Source organism: Fundidesulfovibrio putealis DSM 16056 (genome assembly GCF_000429325.1).
GTDB classification, from domain to species: Bacteria; Desulfobacterota; Desulfovibrionia; order Desulfovibrionales; family Desulfovibrionaceae; genus Fundidesulfovibrio; species Fundidesulfovibrio putealis.
Map to the genome: position 1 here is coordinate 250,355 of NZ_KE386885.1, position 22,266 is coordinate 272,620.

General features: G+C 67.3%; 20 protein-coding genes. 11 read left to right on the plus strand and 9 right to left on the minus strand.

Translation table 11 applies throughout. The features are described 5' to 3' along the window. Together G453_RS0117870 and G453_RS0117875 are read left to right on the plus strand one after the other, a co-directional pair. Complete coding sequence (locus G453_RS0117870) at nt 1-1,086, plus strand: hypothetical protein (RefSeq protein WP_027192128.1); 1,086 nt, start codon at nt 1-3, stop codon at nt 1,084-1,086. Continuing rightward, a complete protein-coding gene (locus G453_RS0117875; protein ID WP_027192129.1) occupies nt 1,083-2,054 on the plus strand; it encodes a hypothetical protein in 972 nt (323 codons plus the stop codon). The genes G453_RS0117870 and G453_RS0117875 overlap by 4 nt, the downstream gene beginning before the upstream one ends. 203 nt (nt 2,055-2,257) lie before the next feature. On the opposite strand, the gene G453_RS0117880 is transcribed toward G453_RS0117875, so the two are convergent. The 3 genes from G453_RS0117880 to G453_RS25040 all read right to left on the minus strand — a co-directional run bounded on the left by G453_RS0117880 (nt 2,258) and on the right by G453_RS25040 (nt 3,615). Then, the gene (locus G453_RS0117880; protein WP_235731798.1) at nt 2,258-2,455 is read right to left on the minus strand and encodes a hypothetical protein; all 198 of its coding nucleotides are present in this window, start codon (nt 2,453-2,455) and stop codon (nt 2,258-2,260) included. 70 nt (nt 2,456-2,525) lie between these two features. Then, a complete protein-coding gene (locus G453_RS0117885; RefSeq protein WP_027192131.1) occupies nt 2,526-2,849 on the minus strand; it encodes an AzlD domain-containing protein in 324 nt (107 codons plus the stop codon). Nucleotides 2,850-2,883: 34 nt separating this feature from the next. Next, nucleotides 2,884-3,615 carry an AzlC family ABC transporter permease gene (locus G453_RS25040; RefSeq protein WP_084502512.1) on the minus strand — a complete coding sequence of 244 codons (732 nt, stop codon included), beginning with the start codon at nt 3,613-3,615 and terminating at the stop codon, nt 2,884-2,886. Nucleotides 3,616-3,700: 85 nt separating this feature from the next. Between G453_RS25040 and G453_RS0117895 the strand changes: the two genes are divergently transcribed. From G453_RS0117895 to G453_RS0117935, 9 genes are all read left to right on the plus strand, one after another. After that, the gene (locus tag G453_RS0117895) at nt 3,701-5,689 is read left to right on the plus strand and encodes a molybdopterin-containing oxidoreductase family protein (protein ID WP_051272683.1); all 1,989 of its coding nucleotides are present in this window, start codon (nt 3,701-3,703) and stop codon (nt 5,687-5,689) included. Between the two features lie 124 nt (nt 5,690-5,813). After that, nucleotides 5,814-6,779: a CobW family GTP-binding protein gene (locus G453_RS0117900; protein WP_027192133.1), complete on the plus strand. Its 966-nt coding sequence runs from the start codon at nt 5,814-5,816 to the stop codon at nt 6,777-6,779. Continuing rightward, entirely contained in the window at nt 6,776-7,807 is a 1,032-nt protein-coding gene (locus G453_RS0117905; protein ID WP_027192134.1) for a WD40 repeat domain-containing protein, read from the plus strand. Before G453_RS0117900 ends, G453_RS0117905 begins: the two co-directional genes overlap by 4 nt. Nucleotides 7,808-7,828: 21 nt before the next feature. Further along, the gene (locus tag G453_RS25045; protein ID WP_043646327.1) at nt 7,829-8,932 is read left to right on the plus strand and encodes a lytic murein transglycosylase; all 1,104 of its coding nucleotides are present in this window, start codon (nt 7,829-7,831) and stop codon (nt 8,930-8,932) included. A 234-nt stretch (nt 8,933-9,166) separates the two neighbouring features. Then, entirely contained in the window at nt 9,167-10,378 is a 1,212-nt protein-coding gene (locus tag G453_RS0117915; RefSeq protein ID WP_169725361.1) for an HD-GYP domain-containing protein, read from the plus strand. Nucleotides 10,379-10,391: 13 nt separating this feature from the next. Then, a complete protein-coding gene (locus G453_RS0117920) occupies nt 10,392-11,084 on the plus strand; it encodes a flagellar brake protein (RefSeq protein ID WP_027192136.1) in 693 nt (230 codons plus the stop codon). 103 nt (nt 11,085-11,187) lie between these two features. Further along, nucleotides 11,188-12,432, plus strand: a complete 1,245-nt coding sequence (locus G453_RS0117925) for an HD-GYP domain-containing protein (protein ID WP_027192137.1) — start codon at nt 11,188-11,190, stop codon at nt 12,430-12,432. A gap of 90 nt (nt 12,433-12,522) precedes the next feature. Further along, nucleotides 12,523-14,307 (plus strand): SulP family inorganic anion transporter, encoded by a 1,785-nt coding sequence (locus tag G453_RS0117930; protein WP_027192138.1) that lies wholly within the window; start codon nt 12,523-12,525, stop codon nt 14,305-14,307. 61 nt (nt 14,308-14,368) lie between these two features. Further along, nucleotides 14,369-15,616, plus strand: coding sequence for an EAL and HDOD domain-containing protein (locus G453_RS0117935; RefSeq protein WP_027192139.1), 1,248 nt, complete (start codon nt 14,369-14,371; stop codon nt 15,614-15,616). Here the strand turns inward: G453_RS0117935 and G453_RS0117940 are convergent. From G453_RS0117940 to purN, 6 genes are all read right to left on the minus strand, one after another. Further along, nucleotides 15,597-16,847, minus strand: coding sequence for a M48 family metallopeptidase (locus G453_RS0117940; protein WP_043646330.1), 1,251 nt, complete (start codon nt 16,845-16,847; stop codon nt 15,597-15,599). The genes G453_RS0117935 and G453_RS0117940 overlap by 20 nt on opposite strands. 223 nt (nt 16,848-17,070) lie before the next feature. Beyond that, nucleotides 17,071-18,093, minus strand: a complete 1,023-nt coding sequence (locus G453_RS0117945) for an alpha-hydroxy-acid oxidizing protein (protein WP_027192141.1) — start codon at nt 18,091-18,093, stop codon at nt 17,071-17,073. 42 nt (nt 18,094-18,135) lie between these two features. Then, nucleotides 18,136-19,716: a DHA2 family efflux MFS transporter permease subunit gene (locus tag G453_RS0117950; RefSeq protein ID WP_027192142.1), complete on the minus strand. Its 1,581-nt coding sequence runs from the start codon at nt 19,714-19,716 to the stop codon at nt 18,136-18,138. A 5-nt stretch (nt 19,717-19,721) separates the two neighbouring features. Next, a complete protein-coding gene (locus tag G453_RS25050; protein ID WP_043646650.1) occupies nt 19,722-20,807 on the minus strand; it encodes an HlyD family secretion protein in 1,086 nt (361 codons plus the stop codon). A 10-nt stretch (nt 20,808-20,817) separates the two neighbouring features. After that, nucleotides 20,818-21,321, minus strand: coding sequence for a MarR family winged helix-turn-helix transcriptional regulator (locus G453_RS0117960; protein ID WP_043646333.1), 504 nt, complete (start codon nt 21,319-21,321; stop codon nt 20,818-20,820). A gap of 270 nt (nt 21,322-21,591) precedes the next feature. Continuing rightward, nucleotides 21,592-22,266: a phosphoribosylglycinamide formyltransferase gene (purN, locus tag G453_RS0117965; RefSeq protein ID WP_027192144.1), complete on the minus strand. Its 675-nt coding sequence runs from the start codon at nt 22,264-22,266 to the stop codon at nt 21,592-21,594.

The following is a 22,266-nucleotide window of genomic DNA, read 5'->3' on the forward strand; positions in this document are numbered from 1 at the left end:
GTGGCGACTGCTGGCGAACCTACCCTGACGCACGCCCTGCTGGCCAAGGCCCTGGGCGTCACCGTGACCACCATCAAGAGCTACCGGCGCAAGTTCCCGGAATTCTTCCGCACCGCGAGCCTTGGCAAGCCCATTCGCTTCCCTGCGGATACCCTGGGGCTGTGCAGGCGCATCCACCACCACTTCAAGCGGGGCCTCTCCGTGGAGGAGACCCGCAGGCACCTGGGGCAGGAGTTCGAGGCCGTGGCCCCGGCCCCCGAAAAGGCTCCAGCCCCGCAGGCCACGCCGGAACCCGGCAAGGCCTCCCTTGAGCGCATCGAGGACCTGCTGGAGGGGCTTTTTGACCTGCAGAACCGCACCCACTCGCTCATGACCGAGCTTTTGGCCAAGCTGGACACCGTGGCCGACCGGCTGGGGCAGACGCCGCCCGCCACAGTGCTGGCCGGACGCGCGGCACGGCCCACGCCTTCCGGCCCGGCAGCGTCTGGTTCAGCAACTCCAGGCGCTCCCGGCAGAATCCAGCGAGCCATCGACGAGGCGGCCCAGGCCGCCCCTGGCTGGCCACGCAGGGCATCGGCGGCACCGGAAAACGCGGGGCCGGGAACGGTCGGCACGCCGGACGCAGCAAGCGTTGCAAGCCCCGCACCGGCATCGCGCCCTGAAGCCGGGTCAGGCCGTGGAGGTATTGCGGCTCAGAGCGTGACTGGCGTCGGGCCGCGCCCGCCTGCTGAATTTCTGGGCATGCCCGTGGTGGTGCACTCGGCAAACGGCGATTTTCTGGGCGTTACCAGTCCCACGGGCCGCCCCTTCACCCTGGAGCAGTTCGAGTCCTTCCTGGTGCGCCGCGCCCAGGATGAGGGCGGCTTCTCCTGCGCCTGGGTGCGGCAGGGCCAGCAGTGGACGCTTCGCCTGGAAGGCACGCTCGCCGGGCAGGACGAGGCCCGCGAACACCATTTCCTCCAGGCCGTCACCCCCAGGGGCAATACCGTGGCACGCTTCGCATCCCTGTCCGTGAACGGCAAGCCCGCCTCGGACGCAGACCTCCAGGCGTTTTTGCGCCAGGTGAAGGACTCTCTGGCCTCATGAGCACCCCGGCCCCCCGGCTGTCCCTGACTCCCGCCGATCTCGACCTGGAACGCCGCAAGCAGATGGCGCAGTCCCTCATCCTGGACGCCCGGCGCGGGCTCGACGCCATGCGCGAGGCCCTGGAGCCAGCCAGCGGAGCCGGGGCGCTGGATGCGCTTGAGCCGCGCGGCGTGGTCCTTGAGGCCATCAGCCGCCTGGACGCCCTGCTGCGCGCCGATGACGAACCGGCAGTGGATTGTAATACAAATCGTCAACAGACTTCTCTACTGGCAAGAATCGCCCGATTCAGGACCCGCCCGGCAAGGCCGCGTGCACCAGGACTCACGGCCTGGGCCGACCAGGAGTCGTTGCAGCGCTTCAGGCGTGCGGCGCTTAATGATCTGGAACGCCTGGAGAGGGAGTTGGAGAAACGACAGACGCGCGAGTGGCGCTCGGTCGCTGATGAGAACAGGCTGCGGGCCGTGCGCCGGGCCTGCCTGCGCTGGGGCTCATGCCTCGGGCTGGCCGCCGTGCTGCTGGCCGTCTGGTGGGGGTGGCAGCGCACGAGAGAGGACACTGCGCTGGTACAGGTAAACCGCGCCAGGACCGAGGTCGCGGCGCAGGCAGCGAAGCTCGTCAGCCTGGCCGGATGGCTGGCCCAGAAAACCCAGGACAAGCCCCTTTCGGCCATCACCCGGGACATGTCCGGGGCCTGCGCGGGCATAAACGTCCAGAAGACGCTGCCCAACCACCCTTGCCGCGAGGCCTGGGCGGCCAATCGCAACGCCCTGTTCGGGGCGACCATCCCCGAGCCCGGCAAGCCCGTGGACGCGCCCAGCGAGATATTCTCCGACCCCTGGGGCGCGCCCTACGTGCTGCTGATTCCGGAATCAGGCCCCGCGCGCCTGGTCAGCGCAGGTCCCGACGGGTTCATCGGCACCCCGGATGACGTGTCGGCGGACATCCCCTCCCGGGCTCTGGCCCAATAGGGCATGCCCGCGCGACACAATCATGTTCGTTATTGCAGGGAGAAGCCGACGGCCAAAGAGCTCCGCCCTCTGACCCCCCTTATGGGGCTGCGTATCCGGAAAGCGCCGGGCCACCCCCTGCTCTCTGAAGTTACAGGGGATTCCAAAGGGACTCGTTCCTTTGGCCGCCGGAGTCTTCCCCCCCCGACGCTCCCCTCCACCCGCTAGTCAGCCGAATTGAACGTGCCGCAGTTCTCGCAGGAGAAGCCGTAAAACCGCGCCTCTCCGTCCACCACTTCCACTTCCACGTGGTTCATGTGGCCACATTTTTCGCATTGCAGGATGGCGATTCCCCTGTTGGGGTCGTACATGCATTCCTCGCCCCGGATGATCACGGTATCGGTGAATTCGTCCATTTCCATGGCAACCTCCTGGGTTTCCGGCTTCATCGTAGCCGAGAATGCGGGAGCGTGGCAACGGGCCATGTCACTGTCATAGAAAGAAGCGCGCAGCGGCCACCAGCCCCATGCCGGCCAGCACCGGCCCGAAGAAGCCCTTGGTGCGCCAGGCCAGAAAACCAGTAAGCAGCGCCGCCCACAGGAACACGTTGTCCGGCGTGACGCGAAGCTTCCCGCCGGACAGCAGCACCGACTGCACCAGGAGCGCCCCGAGCACCGCCGGGGGCACCACCGAGAGGAAACGCCGCAGCGGCTCCGGCATGGGGCGCGAGGCGAAGAACAGCGCAGGGATGAGCCGTGGCAGGTAGGTGACGCCAGCCATGCCCAGGATGGTCAGGAAGATGGTGGTCTGGTCCATGTGATGTCCATGTGATGTTTCCGGGATGGCGGCTTCAGGCCGTTTTGGGCCTGGCCCAGGGGGTCATGGCCGCCATGGCCGCAGCCAGGATGGCTCCGGCAAGGGTGGCGTAGGGCGCGGCGGGGGTCTGGGACAGGATGAGGGCGAAGGCGCTGCCCAGCACGGCGGCCAGCACGTGCGCCTTGGAGAGGAGCTGCCCGACCAGAAGCACCGCGAACATGGCGGGCAGCGCGAAATCGAGACCCAGGGGTTTGACGTCCGGCACGAACCCGCCCGCCACCGCCCCGGCGATGCCGCCCGTTATCCAGGCTGCGTGGGCCATGGCGTTGATGGCCAGGGTCTTGCCCGGGGAGTTCTGGCGTTTGTGGAAGCGCGTGGCGTGCAGGGCGAAGGTCTCGTCCGTGAGCTGCGAACAGAACCGGGCGATACGCCGGGTTGGCCAGCCCGCCAGATGCGGCGAGAGCGCGGCGGAAAACAGCACGTGGCGCAGGTTCACGATCAGGGTGGTGGCGATCACCGAGATGGGCGGCGCGCCCGCGCCGATCATCTCCACGCCGATCAGCTGGGCGGACCCCGCATACACCAAAAGCGACATAGCGCCCGTGTTGGCCAGCGACATCCCGGCCTTCACGGCCAGCACGCCGTAGGCGAAGCCCACGGGCAGGTACCCCAGGATGATGGGCAGGGCCTGGCTGAAAGCCGAGGCTTCCTGGCGAGAATCCGGGCGCTGGGCCAGCGGAGAATCTGGTGACGGGTTTTGCGGCATGGGGGGGTGGCTACATCCAGGGCGGGCCGAGGTCAAGACGCGGGGCGCTGGCGGGCCGGGCCGGTTTGCGATACGAATGCAGTCCATGAATACCGTCGAAAACGCCCCCCTGTCGGGCCGCCCCGGATACCCCGGCGCTGTGGTCACCACCTGCACCCGCGACTGCCCCAGTTGCTGCGGCCTGATGGCCAAGGTGGAAGAGGGCCGCCTCACGGCCATCCGGGGAAACCCGGACCATCCCCTGAACCAGGGCGGCTGCTGCGCCAAGATGAAGGACTACGTCCAGCGGGTGTACAGCCCGGAGCGGGTGCTCCATCCCATGCGCCGCACGGACTCGGGCTGGGTGCGCATCGGCTGGGACGAGGCCCTGGACGAGGTGGCCGAGCGCCTGAAAGCGGTCGTCGCAGAGTCCGGCCCCGAAGCCGTGCTGCACTACCAGGGCTACGGCGAACGCACGGCGCTGAAGCTCTTGAACGCACGTTTCTTCGCGCTCCTGGGCGGCGCGACAGGGCTTCGCGGTTCGCTCTGCAGCGGCACGGCCTACGCCGCCATGAGCCGCGACTTCGGCGAGCGCATCTCCCATGATCCCCTGGACCACCTGAACAGCCGCACCGTGATCCTCTGGGGGCGAAATCCCGCCGCGACCCAGTTCAACATGACCCGCATCCTGGCCACTGTGCGAAAGCAGGGAGGCCCAGGCTCCCAGGTCTGGCTGGTGGACCCGGCAGCCACCGAGAGCCTGGCCCTGTGCGACCGGCACATCCAAGGCGCGCCCGGCGCGGACCTGCACCTGGCCCTGGGCGCCGCGCGCGTGATGCTGGAGAACGGCTGGCAGGACGACGATTTCATAGCTGGTCACACGCGAGGCTTCGACGCTTATCGGCAACTTGTCTTTTCGCGCAGCGTGGCCGAACACGCCCGGCTGGCCGGAGTGCCCGAGCAGGACCTACTCGATCTGGCCGAGCGCCTCTGCCGGGAGAAACCAGCCGCCATCCTCCTGGGCTGGGGCATGCACCGCCACGTGGAGGCCCATCTGGCCGTGCGCGCCGTGGACGCCCTGGCGGCCATCACCGGCAACATCGGCGTGCCCGGCGGCGGCGTGAGCCAGGGGTTCGAGGAATACGGCCCCTACGACCAGTCGGTCTGGGGCGCGGACCTGCACCCGCCCAGGCGAAGCCTCCTGCTGCCGCACATCGCGCGCGAGATCACGGAAGCCGCCAGCCCGCCCGTGCGCATGATCGTTATCAGCGCGGCCAATCCGGTGTGCATGGCTCCGGACTCGGGCGCCGTGGCCGCAGCCTTCGCCTCCCGCGAGTTCGTGGTCTATATGGGCCACTTCCTGGACGACACGGCCCGGCTGGCCCACATCTTCCTGCCCTGCGCCACCTTCCTGGAGGAGGACGACGTGGTGGCCGCCTACGGGCACAACTATCTGGGACCGGTGAACAAGGCCATCGACCCGCCCGGCCAGTGCCGCTCCCAGTTCGACATCTACCAGGATCTCGCCCGGCGCTTTCCCTTCGCAGACGAGTACAGAAAGCCCCTGGACCAATGGCTGGAGATCATCTGCCGCCCCTTCTTCGACAAGGGCTCCAGCCTGGAGGCGCTGCGCAAAGGCCCCGTGCGCGACCCGGACGCGCCCATGGTCCCCTGGCAGGGCGGCGCGTTCCGCACGCAGTCCGGGCGCTTCGAGTTCCTGGACGAAGCCCACGGCTTCCCGGACGCCAGCGACGAATATCCCCTGGCGCTCCTGACCACCGGCAGCCCGAAACATCTGTGCTCGGAGCTGACCCTGGCCGAGCACGACCCGCTGCCCGAGGCCCGCATCCACCCGGACACCGGCAGGCGCTATGGCCTTTCGGACGGGGCGCAGGCCTGGCTGGAGAACGGGCTTGGACGGGTGAAGGTGCTGGCGCGCTTCGACCCCCGCCAGCGCCCGGACGTCTGCCTGTGCCGCCGGGGGGGCTGGGTTGCCGCCGGGCACGGGCTGAACCGGATCATCGCCGCCCGCGTGAGCGCGCTGGGCAACGGCACGCCCTATTACGAGACGCGCGTCGCGATAAGACCCGCATAGCCTGACGCTACGCAAACCCGACTGGACGGCTGGACAGGATCGCGCCGCGCGCGGCCTCCCGGTTGACACGGCTCAAGCCGGGAACTAGCTACAGCGTGCTTTACATCGTCCTTCAGGAGGCCACATGCTCCCTATTCCGGTTACGGTCCTGACCGGCTACCTCGGCGCGGGCAAGACCACGCTGTTAAACCGCATCCTCACCGGGAACCACGGCAAGCGCTACGCGGTCATCGTCAACGAGTTCGGCGAGGCAGGCATAGACAACCAGCTGGTGGCCCACTCGGACGAGGAAATCTTCGAGATGAACAACGGCTGCATCTGCTGCACCGTGCGCGGCGACCTGATCCGCATGGTCAACGGGCTGATCCGCCGCAAGGGCAACCTGGACGCCATCCTCATCGAGACCACGGGCCTTGCCGACCCCGCCCCGGTGATCCAGACCTTCTTCCTGGACCAGGAGACCAAGTCCAACACCAGCCTGGACGCCGTGGTCACCGTGGTGGACGCCCGCCACTTCGAGCAACAGCTGGCCAGCAGCCAGCAGGTGCGCGAGCAGGTGGTCTTCGCCGACGCCATCATTCTCAACAAGACCGATCTGGTCGACGAGACGGAGCTGGCCCTGGCCAGGGACGCCATCCGCCGCCTGAACCCGCGCGCCGAGATCATGGCCTCCAGCCGCTGCGACGTTCCCCTGGACAAAGTGCTGAACCGGCGCTCCTTCGACCTGGCGCGCCTGCTGGAGATAGAGCCGGACCTGCTGGACGGCGAGGCCCACGAGCACACCCACGACTCGGTGACCTCGGTGTCCCTGGTCAGCGACAAGCCCGTGGACTTCGACAAGTTCAAGGCCTGGATCGGCCAGTATCTGAACGCCCATGGCCAGAAGGTCATGCGCAGCAAGGGAATCCTCAACCTGCCCGGCGAGCGGCAGCGCCTGGTGTTCCAGGGAGTGCACATGATGGTGGAGATGGGCTTCGGCCAACCCTGGAAAGAGGACGAAAAGCGCACCAGCACCGTTGTTTTCATCGGTCGCGAGCTGGACCGTCTGGCGTTGCAGATCGCGTTCCGCGGCTGCCTGGCGGCCTCATGAGCGCGCCCGTTCTTCTCTCGCCCGGCCTGTGGCAGTGGCAGCTGGAAGCCTTTCCCGAGCGCGCCGCCTTCTCGCGAGACGGCTCGAAGATGGCCTTCGCCCTGGGCGACGGCCGCATCGCCGTGATCGACCTGCCCGGCGGCGAACCCCGCTACGTCCAGATGCACGACGGCTCCTGCCTGTGCCTGGGCGCGCACCCCTCGGGCGGCTGGCTCTCCGGCGGCGACGACGGACGCCTCATGTACTGCTCGGCCGAAGGCGTGCCCACCGAGGTGGTTCAGGCCCAGGGCCAGTGGCTGGAGCACATGGCCTCCTCGCCGGACGGACGCATCATGGCCGTTTCCGCCGGACGCGAGGTGATCGTCCTGGACCTGGAAGCCGGGTCCATGGCCGAGTTCGGGCCGCACCCCTCCACCGTGACCGGGCTGGCCTTGAGCCCCACGGGCGCGGTCCTGGCCGCCACCCACGCCGGGGGCGTCAGCCTGTGGGACATGGACCAGCCCGGCGAACCCGTGAAGCTGGCCCTGGCGGGCTTAAGCCTCGCGCCGTCCTTCTCGCCGGACTGCGCCTACCTGGCCTGCGGGCACCAGGAAAATTCCATCCACATCATCAACCTGGAGACCCGCACCGTGTTCGGGCTGGCCGGGCTCCCGGCCAAACCGGGGCAGCTTGGCTGGACCCACGACGGTCGCCACCTCATGCACTCCGGCACCAAGGCTGTTATCTGCTGGCCCGTGCCCGAATGCTTCCAGCCCGACCCCACCCCCGTGGCCTTCGCCGTGCAGCAGGAGGCCCGCATGACCGCCCTGGCCACCAACCCGCGCATCCCCTTCGCGGCGGGCGGCTTCGACGACGGCACGCTGCTCCTGGCGGAGTTCAAGCGCTTCACGGCCTATCCCCTGGACGCCGAGCTCGGCAGCCCGGTGTCGGCCCTGGCCTGGAGCGGGCAGGGCGTGCACCTGGCCTGCGGCATGCAGGACGGGCGGGCCATCCTCCTGGACCTGGGCGAACTGCTGGCCAACAGCTGATACCTACCTTCGGAGACCATTATGCGCATCATCATGCTGCTCGCGATTCTTCTGGCCTCGGCCACCGGCCCCAGCTGGGCCGCAGGCGAATTCGACGCCGTGAAGGCCCGCCTCGTAAGCGACGGCGTCCCCCAGGCCGAGGTGACCGCCGTGTTCTCGCGCCCGGACGTGCGCTTCACGCCGGACCCCATGGGCAAGAAGCTCCTGGAGATGTACACCGCCAAGTACGGCTCGGACGTGGTGCGCGAACTGCAGACGCGCCTTGCCGCGCTGGGCTACTTTTTCGGCCCGGTAAGCGGCCGCCCCGACTTCGTGTTCCGAAACGGCGTGCGCGCCTTCCATAAGGACCACGGCCTGACCCCGGACGGACGCCTCACGCTGGACCTGCTCACCCTGGCCCGCCAGGAGCAGGGCAAGGCCTCGCCCGAGACCCAGAATACCCTGAAGGAGATGGCCGCCAAGGGTCCGCCGGACATGTACGAGGTCATCATGCAGCCCGAGCGCCTGGCCGAGGCCAAGGCCTTCCTGGACGCCAACGGCCCGGTGCTGGAAGAGGTCCGCCAGCGCTACGGCGTGCCCCCCACGGTCACAGTGGGGCTTTTGACGGTCGAGACCCGCACCGGCAAGTTCCTGGGCGACAACCTGGCCGTCAACAACCTGGCCAGCATGGCAGCAAGCACCTCCACGGCCAGGGTCATGGATGTGTTCGCTGGCGAGAAGGTCACTCCGGAGCGCCGCACCTGGCTGGACGCCAAGGCCGCCGAAAAGGCCGCCTGGGCCTACACCGAGCTTAAGGCCCTGTTCCGCTACGCCAGGGAGAACCGGCTGGACATGGCCGCCATGCCCGGCTCCATTTACGGGGCCATCGGGGTCAGCCAGTTCATGCCCACGAGCCTTCTGCGCTTCGGCATGGACGGCGACGGCGACGGCAAGGTGGACATCTTCAACGTGCGCGACGCCGTGAACTCCATGGGCAACTACCTGCGAAGCCACGGCTTCACCGGAAACCTGGAGGACGAGGCCACCCTGCGCGAGTCGCTGTTCCGCTACAACCACTCGCAGACCTACGTGAACACCATCATGGCCGTGTCGCACTACCTGAAGGGCGGTCCGGCGCTGCCCTGACGACGAGATCGCCGAAACGGACTTATCCAGCGCCCCTCGACCGCACGGTCGCGGGGCGCTTTTGCGAAATTCCGGTCGCATCGCCGCCCCACTCTCGTGTATCCCTCATACTGCCTGCCCTTCCGCATGAAAAAGAAGGGAAACAGGTATTGTTCTCCGGCTGCTGGAGTGGTTAGGGTTGATATGGGACGTTTTCCGCTTTTCGGGAAACGCCCGTATTCACCCGGCGGCAGCATGATCAAGCGCATCCCCCTGGAAAGTCTGGAACCTGGCATGTTCGTCAGTTCCTTCGACCTTTCCTGGTTTAAGCATCCCTATGTCTCGACCAAGCTCGGCGTGGTGCGCAACCAGAGCCTCATCGACGAACTGAAGCGTCTGGGCGTGACCCACGTGGAAGTGGATACCACCAAGCACGTCCCCCCCAAGCAAGACAAGGCTCCCAACGCCGCCCCCGCTGTCTCCCTGCCCAAGGCGGCCAAGGTTCCCGCCTGCCCCCCCGCATCGGACCCCGAACGCACTGCCCGCTTCGCCCGCAAGCTGTTCGATCAGGCCATGACCGTCACCAAGGCCATCATGGACGGAGCCATCAAGGGGCAGGCGGTCAACATCGAGGCCATGCGCCCGCTCATGGCGCGCCTCATCGACTCGGTGAACCAGAACGAGAACGTGCTGCACGTGATGATCTCGCTCAAGACCTACGACGACTACACCTACACCCACTGCCTGAACCTGGCGGCGCTTGGCGTGCTGCTGGGCAACTCCATGGGCATGGACAGCCAGGACATGGAGAGCCTGGGAATGGCGGGCATCCTGCACGACGTGGGCAAGTGCCTCCTGCCGCGCGAGCTGATCGCCAAGCCGGGCCCCCTGACCGCCTCGGAGTTCGAGGAGGTGAAACGCCACCCCAGCCTGGCCTACGAGTACCTGTCCAGGCAGGCGGGCATCAGCGAGGATGTGCTGCGGGCCGTCCACGAGCACCACGAGCGCCTGGACGGCGACGGCTACCCACGAGGCCTGTCCGGCGAGGAGATCCACCCCTTCAGCTCCATCATCAGCGTGGTGGACGTCTACGACGCCCTGACCTCCAAACGGGTCTACCGAGGACCGGTGTCTCCCCACATGGCGTTGCGCACCCTGTTCAACATGCGCGGCAAGGCCTTCCCAGCCGGGATGGTGGACAGCTTCATCAAGCGCCTGGGCGTTTATCCCGCGTTCAGCGTTGTCCAGCTGCGCAACGGATGCTATGCCCTGGTCATGCGCCAGACTCCCGGCAAGCCCCTGTTCCCTGAAGTGATGGTCTTCTGCGACCGCGAGAAACGGCCCGTGGCCAAGAGGCGCGTGGACACCTGGCGGCTCTGCGGGGAACTCGCCCGCAAGGAATTCGAGATAGAGCGCCCCGTGGACTGGAGCGAGATGCCCCCGCCCAACGTGGTGGGAATCGCCTGAGGAGGCGCGCCCCGTGGATTCCTCCCCTCAATCCGAGCGCCACTCCAGCCAGCGCGAACCCGGCTACGCCGTGGACATCGCCCCCGGCCAGGACTGCACCCTGGCCATCGACGGCGACAGGCAGAAGTACCGCTCCTCGGTCATCGGCATCGAGCCCTACAAGTTCCTCATCGTGCGCATGCCGGTCGTGCCGGGGATACATGCCAGGCTGACTCCGGGCTGCGGCGTCACCCTGCGCATGGAGCACCACGGCACCCTGTGGGGCTTCACCTGCCGCGCGCTCAAGGTGCTCACCTCTCCTGCGCCCATGCTTGTGCTGGCCTATCCCTCGGCAGCCGAGCGGCTCCAGCTGCGCCTGCACAAGCGCACGCCCTGCTTCATGCCCGCGCGCGTCGCCAACGAATACGTGGCCGTGGGCGGACTGATAACCGACATCAGCCTGGGCGGCTGCCGCATGGTGCTGGACGCCCACACCCCGGAGAAGGTGCTGAACATCATGCGCGGCGACGAGCTGGCCCTGACCCTGCCCACCGACGCGGACGAGACCTGCCGCCTGGAAGCGACCGTGCAGAACCACCGCGAGGTGAAGGGGTTTCGCAGCCTGGGCCTGAGCTTCGTGCGCGATGAGAACATGGACGACACGGTGCTGGCCCGCTTCGTGGAACGGATGGAGGGCGCGCGTCTGGTCCTGGAACAGGACGGGTAACCCCCATGCGCCCGCCCATGCCCGGAATTCTTGCCGCGCCGGGTTTGCGGCCCGCCCTGCGCCCGCGCGCGCCGGGCGGCCTTTTCGCTTGCGGGGGGCGGCCATGGCGGTCCTGAAGACCATCCCCATCGACCTCCTGCGGCCCGGAATGTACGTCGCCCGGTTCGACCTCTCCTGGTTCAAGCACCCCTTCCTGAGCACCCGTCTGGGCGTGCTGAAGGACCACAAGCTGCCCGCCTACCTGAGGTCGCTTGGCGTGAAGCACGTGGAGATCGACCTGGACCGGGGCCTGGACGTGGACCTGGGCCCTCTGCCTGAGCCGCCCCCGGAACCGGAGCAGCCTGAAGAGCCCGAAGCGCCTGCGGCCCCGTTCGAGTTCTCCGCCAAGGACATCCCGCCGCCCACGGACAGCGCCCGCACCCTGCGCTTCGCCAAGCGCTTCTTCAGCCAGTCCATGGACTGCACCAAGCGCGTCATGGCCGGAGCCCAGGCCGGAAAGCCCGTGGCCCTGGACGAAGCCAGGCTCATCATCGGCAGGCTGATCGCCACGGTGGAGTCCAACCGCAGCGTGGTGCGCCTCTTGTCCGTGCTCAAGGCCTACGACGAGTACACCTACACCCACAGCCTGAACGTGGCCGCCATGGGCGTCCTGTTCGGCAAGCACATCGGGCTCTCCGGAAACCAGCTGGAGACACTGGGGCTGGCCGGGCTCCTGCACGACGTGGGCAAATGCCTGCTGCCCGCCGAGATCGTGAACAAGCCGGGCAAGCTCACCGACGACGAGTTCGTCGTGATGAAGCAGCACACGGTGCTGGGTTTCGACTACATCAAGGACCAGCCCGGCGTGCCCGGCCCGGTGGCCCTGGGGGTGCTGGAGCACCACGAGCGCCAGGACGGCACGGGCTATCCCCGCCAGATCGCCGGACGCAAGATCGCCGGGGTGTCGCGCATTTTGTCGGTGCTGGACGTGTACGACGCCCTGACCAGCGACCGGGTGTACCGCTCGCGCATGAGCCCCCATCTGGCCCTGCGCACGCTCTGCGCCAAGCGCGGCTCCGCGTTCCCGGAGGCCATCCTGGACCGGTTCATCGCCTGCGTGGGCGTGTATCCGCCCGGCAGCGTGGTGCAGCTGCGAAACGGCTACTTCGCCGTGGTCACCGGCTACGACGAGCGCTCGCCCCTTCACCCCAGCATGACCATTTTCCTGGGGCCGGACGCTCGCCCCGTCAACCCGCGCCGCGTGGAGACCCTGCGCCTGCGCGACCAGCCCACCGGCTCAGGCTACGAGATTGCCCGGCACGTGGAGCCCTCCGAAGTACCGCCGCCCGACGCCTCCTTCTGGCGCTGAAGGGTCCCGTTTGATCCGCCGCCGCTGTTGCCAAGAATCCCCTGGCGGGGGTACACGGGTCGGACACTCTTCCACAGCACTGGAGCCAGGATGCCCATTTTGCAGGATGCCGCACGGTTCGTGAACCGCTATGTCCAGATGCCCTCCTGCTGTCCCTGGCGAGGCCGCCTGAGCCGGGGGAACCTCAAGGCCGACTTGCTGGCAGGCCTGACCGGGGCGGTTATCGTGCTGCCCCAGGCCGTGGCCTTCGCGCTCATCGCCGGACTCCCCCCCGAGTACGGCCTGTACACGGCCATCGTGCCCACGGCCCTGGCCGCGCTGTTCGGCTCCAGCCACCACCTGATCTCGGGGCCTACCACGGCCATCTCCATCGTGGTCTTCGCCAACCTCTCGGCCCTGGCCGACCCCTTTTCGCCCCGCTACATCGAGCTGGCCCTGATGCTCACCTTCATGACCGGCTTCTTCCAGCTGGCCCTGGGCATGGCCAAGATGGGCGGGCTCATCAATTTCGTGTCGCAGGCGGTGATGACCGGCTTTACCGCCGGGGCCGCCGTGCTCATCGCGCTCGGACAGATGGGCCACTTCCTGGGCGTGGCCCTGCCCAAGGGGTCTGTGGGGGTGCTGCTGGGCGCGCTGCCCGGAGCCGTAGCCCGCGCGGACGCCGCGTCCGTGGCTGTTGGCGGCGTGGCGCTTGGCGTGGCGCTGTTCTTCAGGCGCTTCTATCCGCGCCTGCCGGGGCTTCTGGCCGCCATGGCCGCCTCCAGCCTGCTGGCCTGGCTCTTGGGCGGCGAGGACGCCGGGCTCAAGATGGCCGGGGCGCTTCCGGGCGGCCTGCCGCCGCTCTCCTGGCCCCTGTCCGAGGCCTCCTCGCTTGGCGCGCTGGTGCCGGGCGCGCTGGCCGTGGCCATGCTGGGGCTCGCCGAGGCCGTGAGCATCGCGCGGGCAGTGGCCGCCTCCACAGGCCAGCGCCTGGACAACAACCAGGAGTTCGTGGGCCAGGGCGTGTCCAACCTTTTGGGCAGCTTCTTCTCGTCCTACGCGTCGTCGGGCTCCTTCACGCGCACCGGAGTGAACCTCCAGGCCGGGGCCAAGACGCCCATGGCCGCCGTGTTCTCCGCCGTGGCCGTAGCCCTGGCCGGGGTGCTGCTGGCCCCGCTCACGGCGCACCTGCCCATGGCGGGCATCGCCGGGCTCCTGCTGGTGGTGGCCGGGGGGCTCATCCACATGAAGGACATCGAGCGCATCCTGCGCACCAGCGGGCAGGAGTCCCTGGTCATGGGCATCACCGCCATCTCCTGCCTGGCCGTCAACCTGGAGTTCGCCCTGTTCGCCGGGGTCATGATCTCGCTCTTGTTCTACCTGAACCGCACCTCGCACCCGCACTTCATCACCCTGGCTCCGGCCACGGACGGCCGCAAGCGCCATCTGGTGAACATCGAACGCACCCAGCTGCCGGAATGCCCCCAGGTGAAGATCCTGCGCCTGGACGGCTCCATCTTCTTCGGCGCGGTGAACCACATCGCGGAGGAGATGCACTCCATCCTGGAACAGTCGCCGCAGAAGCACGTGATTTTGGTGGCCAGCGGGGTGAACTTCATCGACGTCACCGGGTGCCAGATGGTCTTCCAGCAGGAGACGTCGCTGGGCAAGGAAGGGCGCAGGCTCTACCTGTGCTCGCTCAAGCAGGAGGTGCTGGACACGCTTCGCCGGGGCGGCTGCATGCAGGGCCTGGGCCGCGATTCGGTGTTCGGCAGCAAGTCCGAGGCGCTGCGCGCAGTGCTCAAGAACATCGACTATTCCATCTGCTGCCGCTGCGAGGTGAAGGTCTTCAAGGAGTGCGCGTCCATAACCGACGGGTTCTGCGCACTGGACTAGCCCCGCCCCCTGTGGCATCCAGGGCCGCAAGACGCCCGCAGACGCTTAGAGGTGACACGCCATGAACGCTTTCCAGGCCCTCGCAGCACCGCCGCTTTTCGCCCGCCAGCCCGTTTTCACGGCGGATCTGGGCCTCTACGGCCACGAGCTGCTCTACCGTCAGGCGCTGGCCTCCACCCAGGCCGTGTTCGCGGACCTGGACGCCGCCACCCTCACCGTGGTGGCCGGAGCCTTCCAGTGGCAGCCCGGCGACCTTTCAGGTGCCCAGAAGATCCTGGTGAACTTCGGCCGCCGCACCATCCTGGACAAGGCCCCCTACGCCCTGCCCGCCGGACGCACCGTGATCCAGGTGGACGAGAACGTCCTGCTGGACGACACGCTGCTCTCCGACCTGAAGGCCCTCAAGACAGACGGCTACCTCATCGCCGTGAACGCCTTCAAGGCGCGCCCAGACGCGGCAGAGCTTTTGGAGCTGGCGGACATGGCCATCATCGACCTGCTGGACAACTCCACCGGAGAGATAGAGGCACTGTTGAAGCCCCTGGCCGTGCACAAGGTGCTCCCCCTGGCCAAGAAGGTGGAGGACGCGCAGGCCTTCGCCCTGGCCAAAAAGCTCGGCTTCAAGCTGTTCCAGGGGTATTTCTTCAAGCGCCCCGAGATCGTGGCCGGACGAAGGCTCGCTTCCAACGAGACCGCCCGGCTGCGGCTTTTGCGCATCACCCAGTCCGACCAGCCCGACCCCGACGCCCTGGGCGAGGCCATCCGCTCGGATGTATCGCTCAGTTACCGGTTGCTTTCCTATCTGAACTCGCCCCTGCACGGCCAGAGCATGACCACCCTCTCCATCCCCAGGGCCATCATGGTCCTGGGCTGGACCCAGCTGCGCCACTGGCTGCGGGTCATCGCCCTGACCGACCTCTCGCCCTCGGCCAGGTCCGAGGAGCTGTCCTTCCTGTCGCTCACCCGGGCCAGGTTCTTCGAGCTGACCGCCCAGGGCCTGGGCCTGTCCGCCGCCGAGACAGAGAACCTGTTCACCCTGGGGCTTTTCTCCCTGCTGGACACCATGCTCCAGTCGCCCATGGAGGAGATCCTGTCCAACCTGCCCCTGGACGACGCCGTGAGCGCCGCGCTCCTGAAGAGGTCCGGCGGCTACGCCCGCTGGCTGGACATGGCCGTGAGCTTCGAGCAGGGCGAATGGCCTGAGCTTGAGCGCATCCTCAAGGATTTGGGCATACCCGACGAGCTGGTGGCCGCAAGCTACGCCATGGCCATGGAGTTCGCCGTGTCCTTCAAGCGGGTCGGCGCGTAAGGCGGCGTATCCGGTCCAGAACCGGCGGGTGGGTATAGTGCAGCCACACCGAGAGCCGGTGCGGGGTCAGGTTGGAGAGGTTGGCCCGGCTGAGGGTCTTAAGCGCCGTGGCCAGGGCCTTCGCGCCGCCGTCCGGCAGGGTTTTGGCCGCATAGGCGTCGGCCTGATACTCGAAGCGGCGCGACCAGGCGTTTGCCGCCACCCCCAGCGCCAGGGCCAGCGGCTGATACGCCAGCCCGAACAGCACCAGACCCGCGTGCGCCGACGGCCTGACGACCCCGAAGGCCTCCTGAAGCCCCGCGCTTCCCAGAAAGAGCTGCAATACCCACAGCACCAGCCCCATCTTGGCCACGGCCAGCACGAAGCCCATGCGGATATGCCCCAGTCTGGCGTGCCCCATTTCATGCGCCAGCACGGCCAGGACCTCCGACGTGGACATTTTGTCTATCAAAGTGTCATACAAGCTGATGCGCTTGCGCTTGCCGATGCCCGTGAAAAAGGCGTTGGCCTTGGCGGAACGCTTGGACCCGTCCATGACGAACACCCCGCCCAGGCTGAAGCCCTGGCCCGTGGCGTACCCCTCGATGGCGCTTCGCAGCTCCCCCTGGGGCAGCGGCTCGAAGCGGTTGAACAGCGGCAGGATCCACACCGGGGCCACCACCATCATCACCGCCGTGAAAGCCGTGATAGCTCCCCAGGCCGCAAGCCAGGCCCACTGGCCAAGCGTGCCGTAGGCCCAGAGCACGGCGGCCAGCAGCGCGCCCCCCAGCACCACGCCAAGGGCCAGCCCCTTCAGCCGGTCCATGACGAACAGGCGCGGCGTGGTGGCGTTGAAGCCGAAGCGCGCCTCCAGCACGAAGGTGTCGTACACGTCGAAGGGCAGGCTCAACACGCCCTGAGCCAGCATGAGCGCGCCCACGTACGCGAGCCCCGTGGCCAGCTCGCCAAACCCGAAAGAGCGCGTCCAGGCGTCCAGCCAGCCAAGACCCCCCAAAAGCACGAAGGCGCAGACCAGCATGAGGTCCAGGCTTTCGCGCAGCCACTCCAGGCGTGCCCCGGCCCGCAGATACTCCTGGGATCGCCCGTATTCGGCCTCGTCGAACTCCTGCGCGAACTCGGCGGGCAGATAATCGGTCAGGCTGCGCACGTTCAGCCAGCGGGCCAGCCCGGTGACGGCGTAGGTCAGGACGAGCGCCCCAAGGACCAGGGCGACGGGTACGGTCAAATGCATGGATTCTCCTGCTCAACGGAAAAGTCGCGCGATACCCGAAGGTAGCGCGCGACTTGCCGTACTGTCGAGATGCGATGCGCGAGGCTACGCCCCTTTAGCAGAATTGCTCGCCAGACGCCTATTCGGCATCCATTCTGCGCCTAAAGGCATTGCCCTCTTGCGGATTCCAAAGGGCGCAGCCCTAAGGCCTGCGGAGGCGTTCTTCTGCTTCAGTTTCCCCGCTCTAGGGCCTGGGCGAGAGAACGTCCGGCGACACGTCGCGCACGGACTCCGTCCCGGTGAGCAGCATGGCCGAGACCAGCTCTCCCTGCATCTTCTTCAAAATCGCGGCCACGCCTTCCGCGCCGCCGCCGAAGGCTCCCACGGCCAGGGGACGACCCACCAGCACCGCGTCCGCGCCCAAAGCCAGGAGCTTCAGCACGTCCGCGCCGGTGCGCACGCCGCCGTCGGCCAGGATCACCGTGCGGCCCTTCACGGCCTGGGCGATGGCGGGCAGCACTTCGGCCGCGCCGGGGGTGTGGTCCAGCACGCGCCCGCCGTGGTTGGAGACCACGATGGCCGCAGCGCCTGCGCCCACGGCCAGTTGGGCCTCGTCCGGAGTCATCACGCCCTTCACGATGAAGGGCAGGCTGGTGGAGGCCGTCAGTTCCTTGAGCTCAACGAAGGTCTTGGGGCCGACAGGCTGGCCCTTGAGGGCCATGGTGACAAGGCCCGCGCCGTCAATGTCCATGCCCACTGCGATGGAACCGGCGGCCTCGGCGTCGCGGATGAGGGGGAGCACCTTGTCCTGGGCGCGGGGCTTGATGAAGGGCACGCCCTTGCCGCCAGCCGCCGAGATGGCCTTCAGGCCTCCCTGGTACATGGTGGGGTCGGCCCCGTCGCCGCACATGCCTATGGTTCCGGCAGCGATGGCTCCGGAAATGATCATCTCCGAGAACACGTCCTCGGCTATCTTGCCGCCCATGTTGTAGACCACGCCGGTCATGGGTGCGGCCAGGATGGGCATGGACAGGGTCTGCCCGAAGAAGGTCATGGTGGTGTCGGCCTGCTTGACCCCATGGATGGTGCGCATGTTCAGCCGCCAGGCCTTGAGCGCCTCCAGGTTCGCGCCGAACGCGGAACCGGAACCGGCCCCGCCCATGCCGGGCACCTCGCCCGCACAGACGCGGCCGTCGCACACCGGGCACACCCGGCAGTATCCCTTCATCTCTTCGCGGGCTTTCTTGCGCAATGCGGCCATATCCATGTCTCGAACCTCCTGTGATTATTCGTCTTGTGAGTTTACGTCTCAATGCATCGGGACGTTGGCGGCGGGCTTCTTGCGCCCGCGCAGGATGAACACTCCCGGGATGCACAGCAGGCACACCATGCCCAAAAGCCTGAAATTGTCCAGATAGGCCATGAGCGCCGCCTGCTGGGACAGGAGCCCCTGGAGCACGGTCATGGCCTGCTGTTTGGCCTGGGCCGGGTTGCCCATCTGGGAGAGCCCGGCCACGAGGCTCTGGTAGTATTCCTGAAACCGTGGGTTGTACTGGTTCATGTTCCCGGCCAGCAGGGTCTGGTGGGTCTGCGCCCCGCGCGAGATCATGGTGGTCACGATGGAGATGCCAACGCCGCCGCCGATGTTTCGCATCAGGTTGAAGATGCCAGACGCGTTGCCCATCTGCTCCACGGGGAGCCCCCCCATGGCCGTGGTGGTCAGCGGCACGAAGATGAGCCCCAGCGACAGCCCCATGATCACGTTGGGCCAGGCGATGTGCCCGCGCGTGATGTCCAGGTTGATGCCCGCGAAATGAAAGGAGATGGCCGCCAGGATCACGAAGCCGATGCCGATCAGGATGCGGCTGTCCACCTTGCCGATCAGCCTGCCCACGATCATCATGGAGATGATGGCCCCGATGCCGCGCGGGCTGAGCGCCAGGCCGCTGTCCAGGGCCGAATAGCCCATGAGGTTCTGCAGAAACAGCGGTTGCAGGGTGATGGTGGCGTAGAGCACCATGCCAAGAAGGGTCATCATGGCCGTGCCTGTGGCGAAGTTGGCGTTTTTCAGCACCCGCAGGTTCACGATGGGATGCTTGGCCCGCAACTCCCAGGCCACGAAGGCCGCCAGCGACACCACGCAGACCACGCTGAACCAGGTGATCCAGGCCGTCTCGAACCAGTCCTCCTGCTGTCCCTTGTCCAGCACCACCTGGAGCGCGGCCAGCCCCACGGTCATGAGGGCGAAGCCGACATAATCCACGGAACTGCTGCGCTTCTTTGCCTCCAGCAGGTAGGGCGGGTCCTCTACGAAGGCCTGGCACATGAACAGCGCCAGAATGCCTATGGGCAGGTTGATGTAGAACATCCAGCGCCAGGAGTAGTTGTCGGTAATCCAGCCGCCGAGCGTCGGCCCGATGATGGGCGCGACAACCACGCCCATGCCGAAGATGGCCATGGCCACGCCGCGCTTCTCGGGCGGGGCGCTCTCCATGAGGATGGACTGGGACAGGGGCTGCAAGGCGCCGCCCGCCGCGCCCTGGAGGATGCGCGCGATTATCAGCATGGGCATGCTGGTGGCCGCGCCGCACCATGCGGAAGCCAGGGTGAACAGCACCACGCAGGACAGCAGGAAGCGCTTTCGCCCCATGCGGATGGCCAGCCAGCCGGTCATGGGCAGCACTATGGCGTTGGCCACCAGATAGCTGGTGAGCACCCAGGTGGCCTCGTCCTGTGTGGAGGAGAGGGTCCCTGCCATCTGGGGCAGGGCCACGTTGGCCATGGTGGTGTCCAGCACCTCCATGATGGTGGGCAGCATGACCGACATGGCGATGATCCCCAGGCCGTGGGACGGCCTCCAGGGAGTCTGAACTCGAGTTGCCTGGCTCATGAGGCTCAGCGCACCCGCACCCTGGGCACGACGGACATGCCCGGCGCGAGGTGCAGACCGGCGTCTGCAGGGCGCGACTCGAACACGATCTTCACCGGCACGCGCTGCACCACCTTCACGTAGTTGCCCGAGGCGTTCTGGGGCGGCAGCAGGGCAAAGGCAGCCCCGGTACCGGCCTGGATGCTCTCCAGGCGACCCTTGAACTCATGCTCCGGGTAGGCGTCCACGGTGATGTCCACGTGCTGGCCGGGGCGCATGCCCTTGAGCTGGGTCTCCTTGAAGTTGGCGACCACCCACAGCTCGTCCTGCACGAGGCTCAGAAGCGGCTGGCCCACCTGCACGTAATCACCCGGTTCAACGGATTTCTTGGTGACCAGCCCGTCCACCTGGGCCGTGACGGTCGCATAGGTGAGGTTCAGGCGCGCCTGCTCCAGCGCAGCCTTGAACTTCTCCACGCCCGCCTGGGCGGTCTGGATCTGGGTTGCGGCCAGGGCGGCCTGGGCCTCGGCTGCGGCCACACGCTTGCGCGAGGCCTGCTGGGAGGCGGCGGTGGTGCGCGAGAGGGTGTCCGCGTTGTCGCGCGCCTGCTGGGACACCGCGCCGCTGTGCACCAGCTGGTTGTAGCGCGAAAGGTCCGTGGCGGCGTTGGAGGCCTGGGCCTGGGCCGAGGCGGCGTCCGCGCCCGCCTGCTCCACGGCGGCCAGTGCGGCGGCGTGGGCCGAGCGGGACTCCTGGAGCTTCTGCTCCGATTCGTTCAGGTCGGCCTGGGCCTGATCCAGCTTGGCCTGGAAGGTCGCAGGGTCCAGGCGCACCAGCAGATCGCCCGCGTGCACCTTCTGGTTGTCGCCCACGCGCACCTCCAGCACGCGCCCGGCCACCTGGGCGGACACGGCGGTGACGTGCCCTGCGATGAAGGCGTCGTCGGTGGTCTCAAAGGCGCGCGACTCCCACCACACGAAGCCGCCGTAGATAAGCGCCGAAAGCGCTATCAGTGCAGCCAGCGCGCCCCTCTTGCGGCCGCGCCTGCGCGGCGCGGCCGCCGAGGGCGGATCAACAGGCTTATCAGTATTGTCGAGTGTCATGTCTGCCATACGACTGAGTCTATTCCTCCGAGCACTTGCCGACGTCGAGTCGGACCTTGCCGAGCAGCGCCATGAGCGTCTTGAGTTCCGTCTCGTCCAGGCGCGACATAACGGCAGTCTGATGCACGAACAGGTCCGGCAACACCTCGTCCAGTATCTTCTGGCCCTCGGGCAGCATCTCGATGCGCACCACGCGGCGGTCCGAGGGGTCTTCCACCCGCTGGATCAATCCGTCGCGCACCATGCCGGAGAGCACCGCCGACACCGTGGGGGTGGTCACGCCAGCCAGTTCGGCCAGCTTGCACACGGGGATGGGGTCTTCCTGGCGGCTCAGCAGGCCGAGGATCATGAACCTGCCGTAGGAAAGGCCCTGTTTGGAGAGGTTGCGCTCCACGCAGTGGTGCAGGATGGTCCCGGTGCGCAGGACATGCAGATAGGCCTCGGTAATCTGGATGTCCATGGTGGGATAACGTTCGGCCTTTTCCAGAAGCGTCTGGTAGCTCGGCATTTCCTTGAGGATCATACGTCCCTCCCTAATTGATTGGCGACTAATAATTAGGCGACTAACCGTTGTAAAGTGAAATCCCTGTCACACTCGCAAAATCGGCAACGAGATGAGAACCTGGGCGGGTTGCGGAGGCAGGGAATACCAGGAACACGCGAATATGAAGCGGCGATTATAGTGAGATGGCCGAAGCATCCGGATAGGTTACACCGGCGCGCAGGTATTTTCAGATTGCCCGCCGTAACCGGGCTTCAATGCGGGAAAGAAGGCGGAGGACGGTCGAAGACGCTAGAAGCCCTGCTCCAGCGGCGGATTTACCAGGGCGTTGGCCGGAGGGACGGCCCTTTGTATGCCCGTAGGCGTGACGTGCACCTTGCGGCCCTTCACCTGGATGCGCCCCTGGGCCAGCCACTGCACGGCCTGGGGCAGGATGCGGTGTTCCAGGGCGAGGATGCGCTCGGCCAGGCTGTCGCCGTCGTCGTCGGGATAGGCGGGCACGGCGGCCTGGATGACCACCTCTCCGTGGTCCATGAGCTCGTCCACGAAGTGCACGGTGCAGCCCGCCAGGGTGACGCCATAGTCGGCTGCGTCGCGCTGGCCGCGCACGCCGGGGAAGCTGGGCAGGAGCGCCGGGTGGATGTTCAGCACCCGGCCCGCAAAGGCCTTCAGGAACTCGGCGGACAGCATGCGCATGAACCCGGCCAGCACCACGGTCTCGGCCCCGGCTTCACGGATGGCCCGGATCATGGCCCGGTCGAACTCCAGGCGGTCGGCGTATTCCGTGTGCGGGATGCACAGCGCGGGGATGCCGTGGCTGCGGGCGCGCTTCAGGCCGTAGGAGTCGGGCTTGTTGGAGAGCACCAGCGCGATGCGCGCCTCCAGGGCCCCGGACTCGACGCGGTCGATCAGGGCCTGGAGGTTGGAGCCGGAGCCCGACACCAGCACGGCGATGGGCAGGGCCAC

What these genes read in the sequence shown, in the direction of transcription:
- G453_RS0117895 (WP_051272683.1), top strand. Translation starts at nt 3,701, where the DNA reads ATGAATACCGTCGAAAACGCCCCCCTGTCGGGCCGCCCCGGATACCCC.
- G453_RS0117885 (WP_027192131.1), bottom strand. Translation starts at nt 2,849, where the DNA reads ATGGACCAGACCACCATCTTCCTGACCATCCTGGGCATGGCTGGCGTC.
- G453_RS25050 (WP_043646650.1), bottom strand. Translation starts at nt 20,807, where the DNA reads ATGGCAGACATGACACTCGACAATACTGATAAGCCTGTTGATCCGCCC.
- G453_RS0117930 (WP_027192138.1), top strand. Translation starts at nt 12,523, where the DNA reads ATGCCCATTTTGCAGGATGCCGCACGGTTCGTGAACCGCTATGTCCAG.
- G453_RS0117875 (WP_027192129.1), top strand. Translation starts at nt 1,083, where the DNA reads ATGAGCACCCCGGCCCCCCGGCTGTCCCTGACTCCCGCCGATCTCGAC.
- G453_RS0117945 (WP_027192141.1), bottom strand. Translation starts at nt 18,093, where the DNA reads ATGGATATGGCCGCATTGCGCAAGAAAGCCCGCGAAGAGATGAAGGGA.
- G453_RS0117905 (WP_027192134.1), top strand. Translation starts at nt 6,776, where the DNA reads ATGAGCGCGCCCGTTCTTCTCTCGCCCGGCCTGTGGCAGTGGCAGCTG.
- G453_RS0117935 (WP_027192139.1), top strand. Translation starts at nt 14,369, where the DNA reads ATGAACGCTTTCCAGGCCCTCGCAGCACCGCCGCTTTTCGCCCGCCAG.
- G453_RS0117900 (WP_027192133.1), top strand. Translation starts at nt 5,814, where the DNA reads ATGCTCCCTATTCCGGTTACGGTCCTGACCGGCTACCTCGGCGCGGGC.
- G453_RS0117940 (WP_043646330.1), bottom strand. Translation starts at nt 16,847, where the DNA reads ATGCATTTGACCGTACCCGTCGCCCTGGTCCTTGGGGCGCTCGTCCTG.
- G453_RS25045 (WP_043646327.1), top strand. Translation starts at nt 7,829, where the DNA reads ATGCGCATCATCATGCTGCTCGCGATTCTTCTGGCCTCGGCCACCGGC.
- G453_RS0117960 (WP_043646333.1), bottom strand. Translation starts at nt 21,321, where the DNA reads ATGATCCTCAAGGAAATGCCGAGCTACCAGACGCTTCTGGAAAAGGCC.
- G453_RS0117950 (WP_027192142.1), bottom strand. Translation starts at nt 19,716, where the DNA reads ATGAGCCAGGCAACTCGAGTTCAGACTCCCTGGAGGCCGTCCCACGGC.
- G453_RS0117915 (WP_169725361.1), top strand. Translation starts at nt 9,167, where the DNA reads ATGATCAAGCGCATCCCCCTGGAAAGTCTGGAACCTGGCATGTTCGTC.
- G453_RS0117880 (WP_235731798.1), bottom strand. Translation starts at nt 2,455, where the DNA reads ATGGAAATGGACGAATTCACCGATACCGTGATCATCCGGGGCGAGGAA.
- G453_RS0117925 (WP_027192137.1), top strand. Translation starts at nt 11,188, where the DNA reads ATGGCGGTCCTGAAGACCATCCCCATCGACCTCCTGCGGCCCGGAATG.
- G453_RS25040 (WP_084502512.1), bottom strand. Translation starts at nt 3,615, where the DNA reads ATGCCGCAAAACCCGTCACCAGATTCTCCGCTGGCCCAGCGCCCGGAT.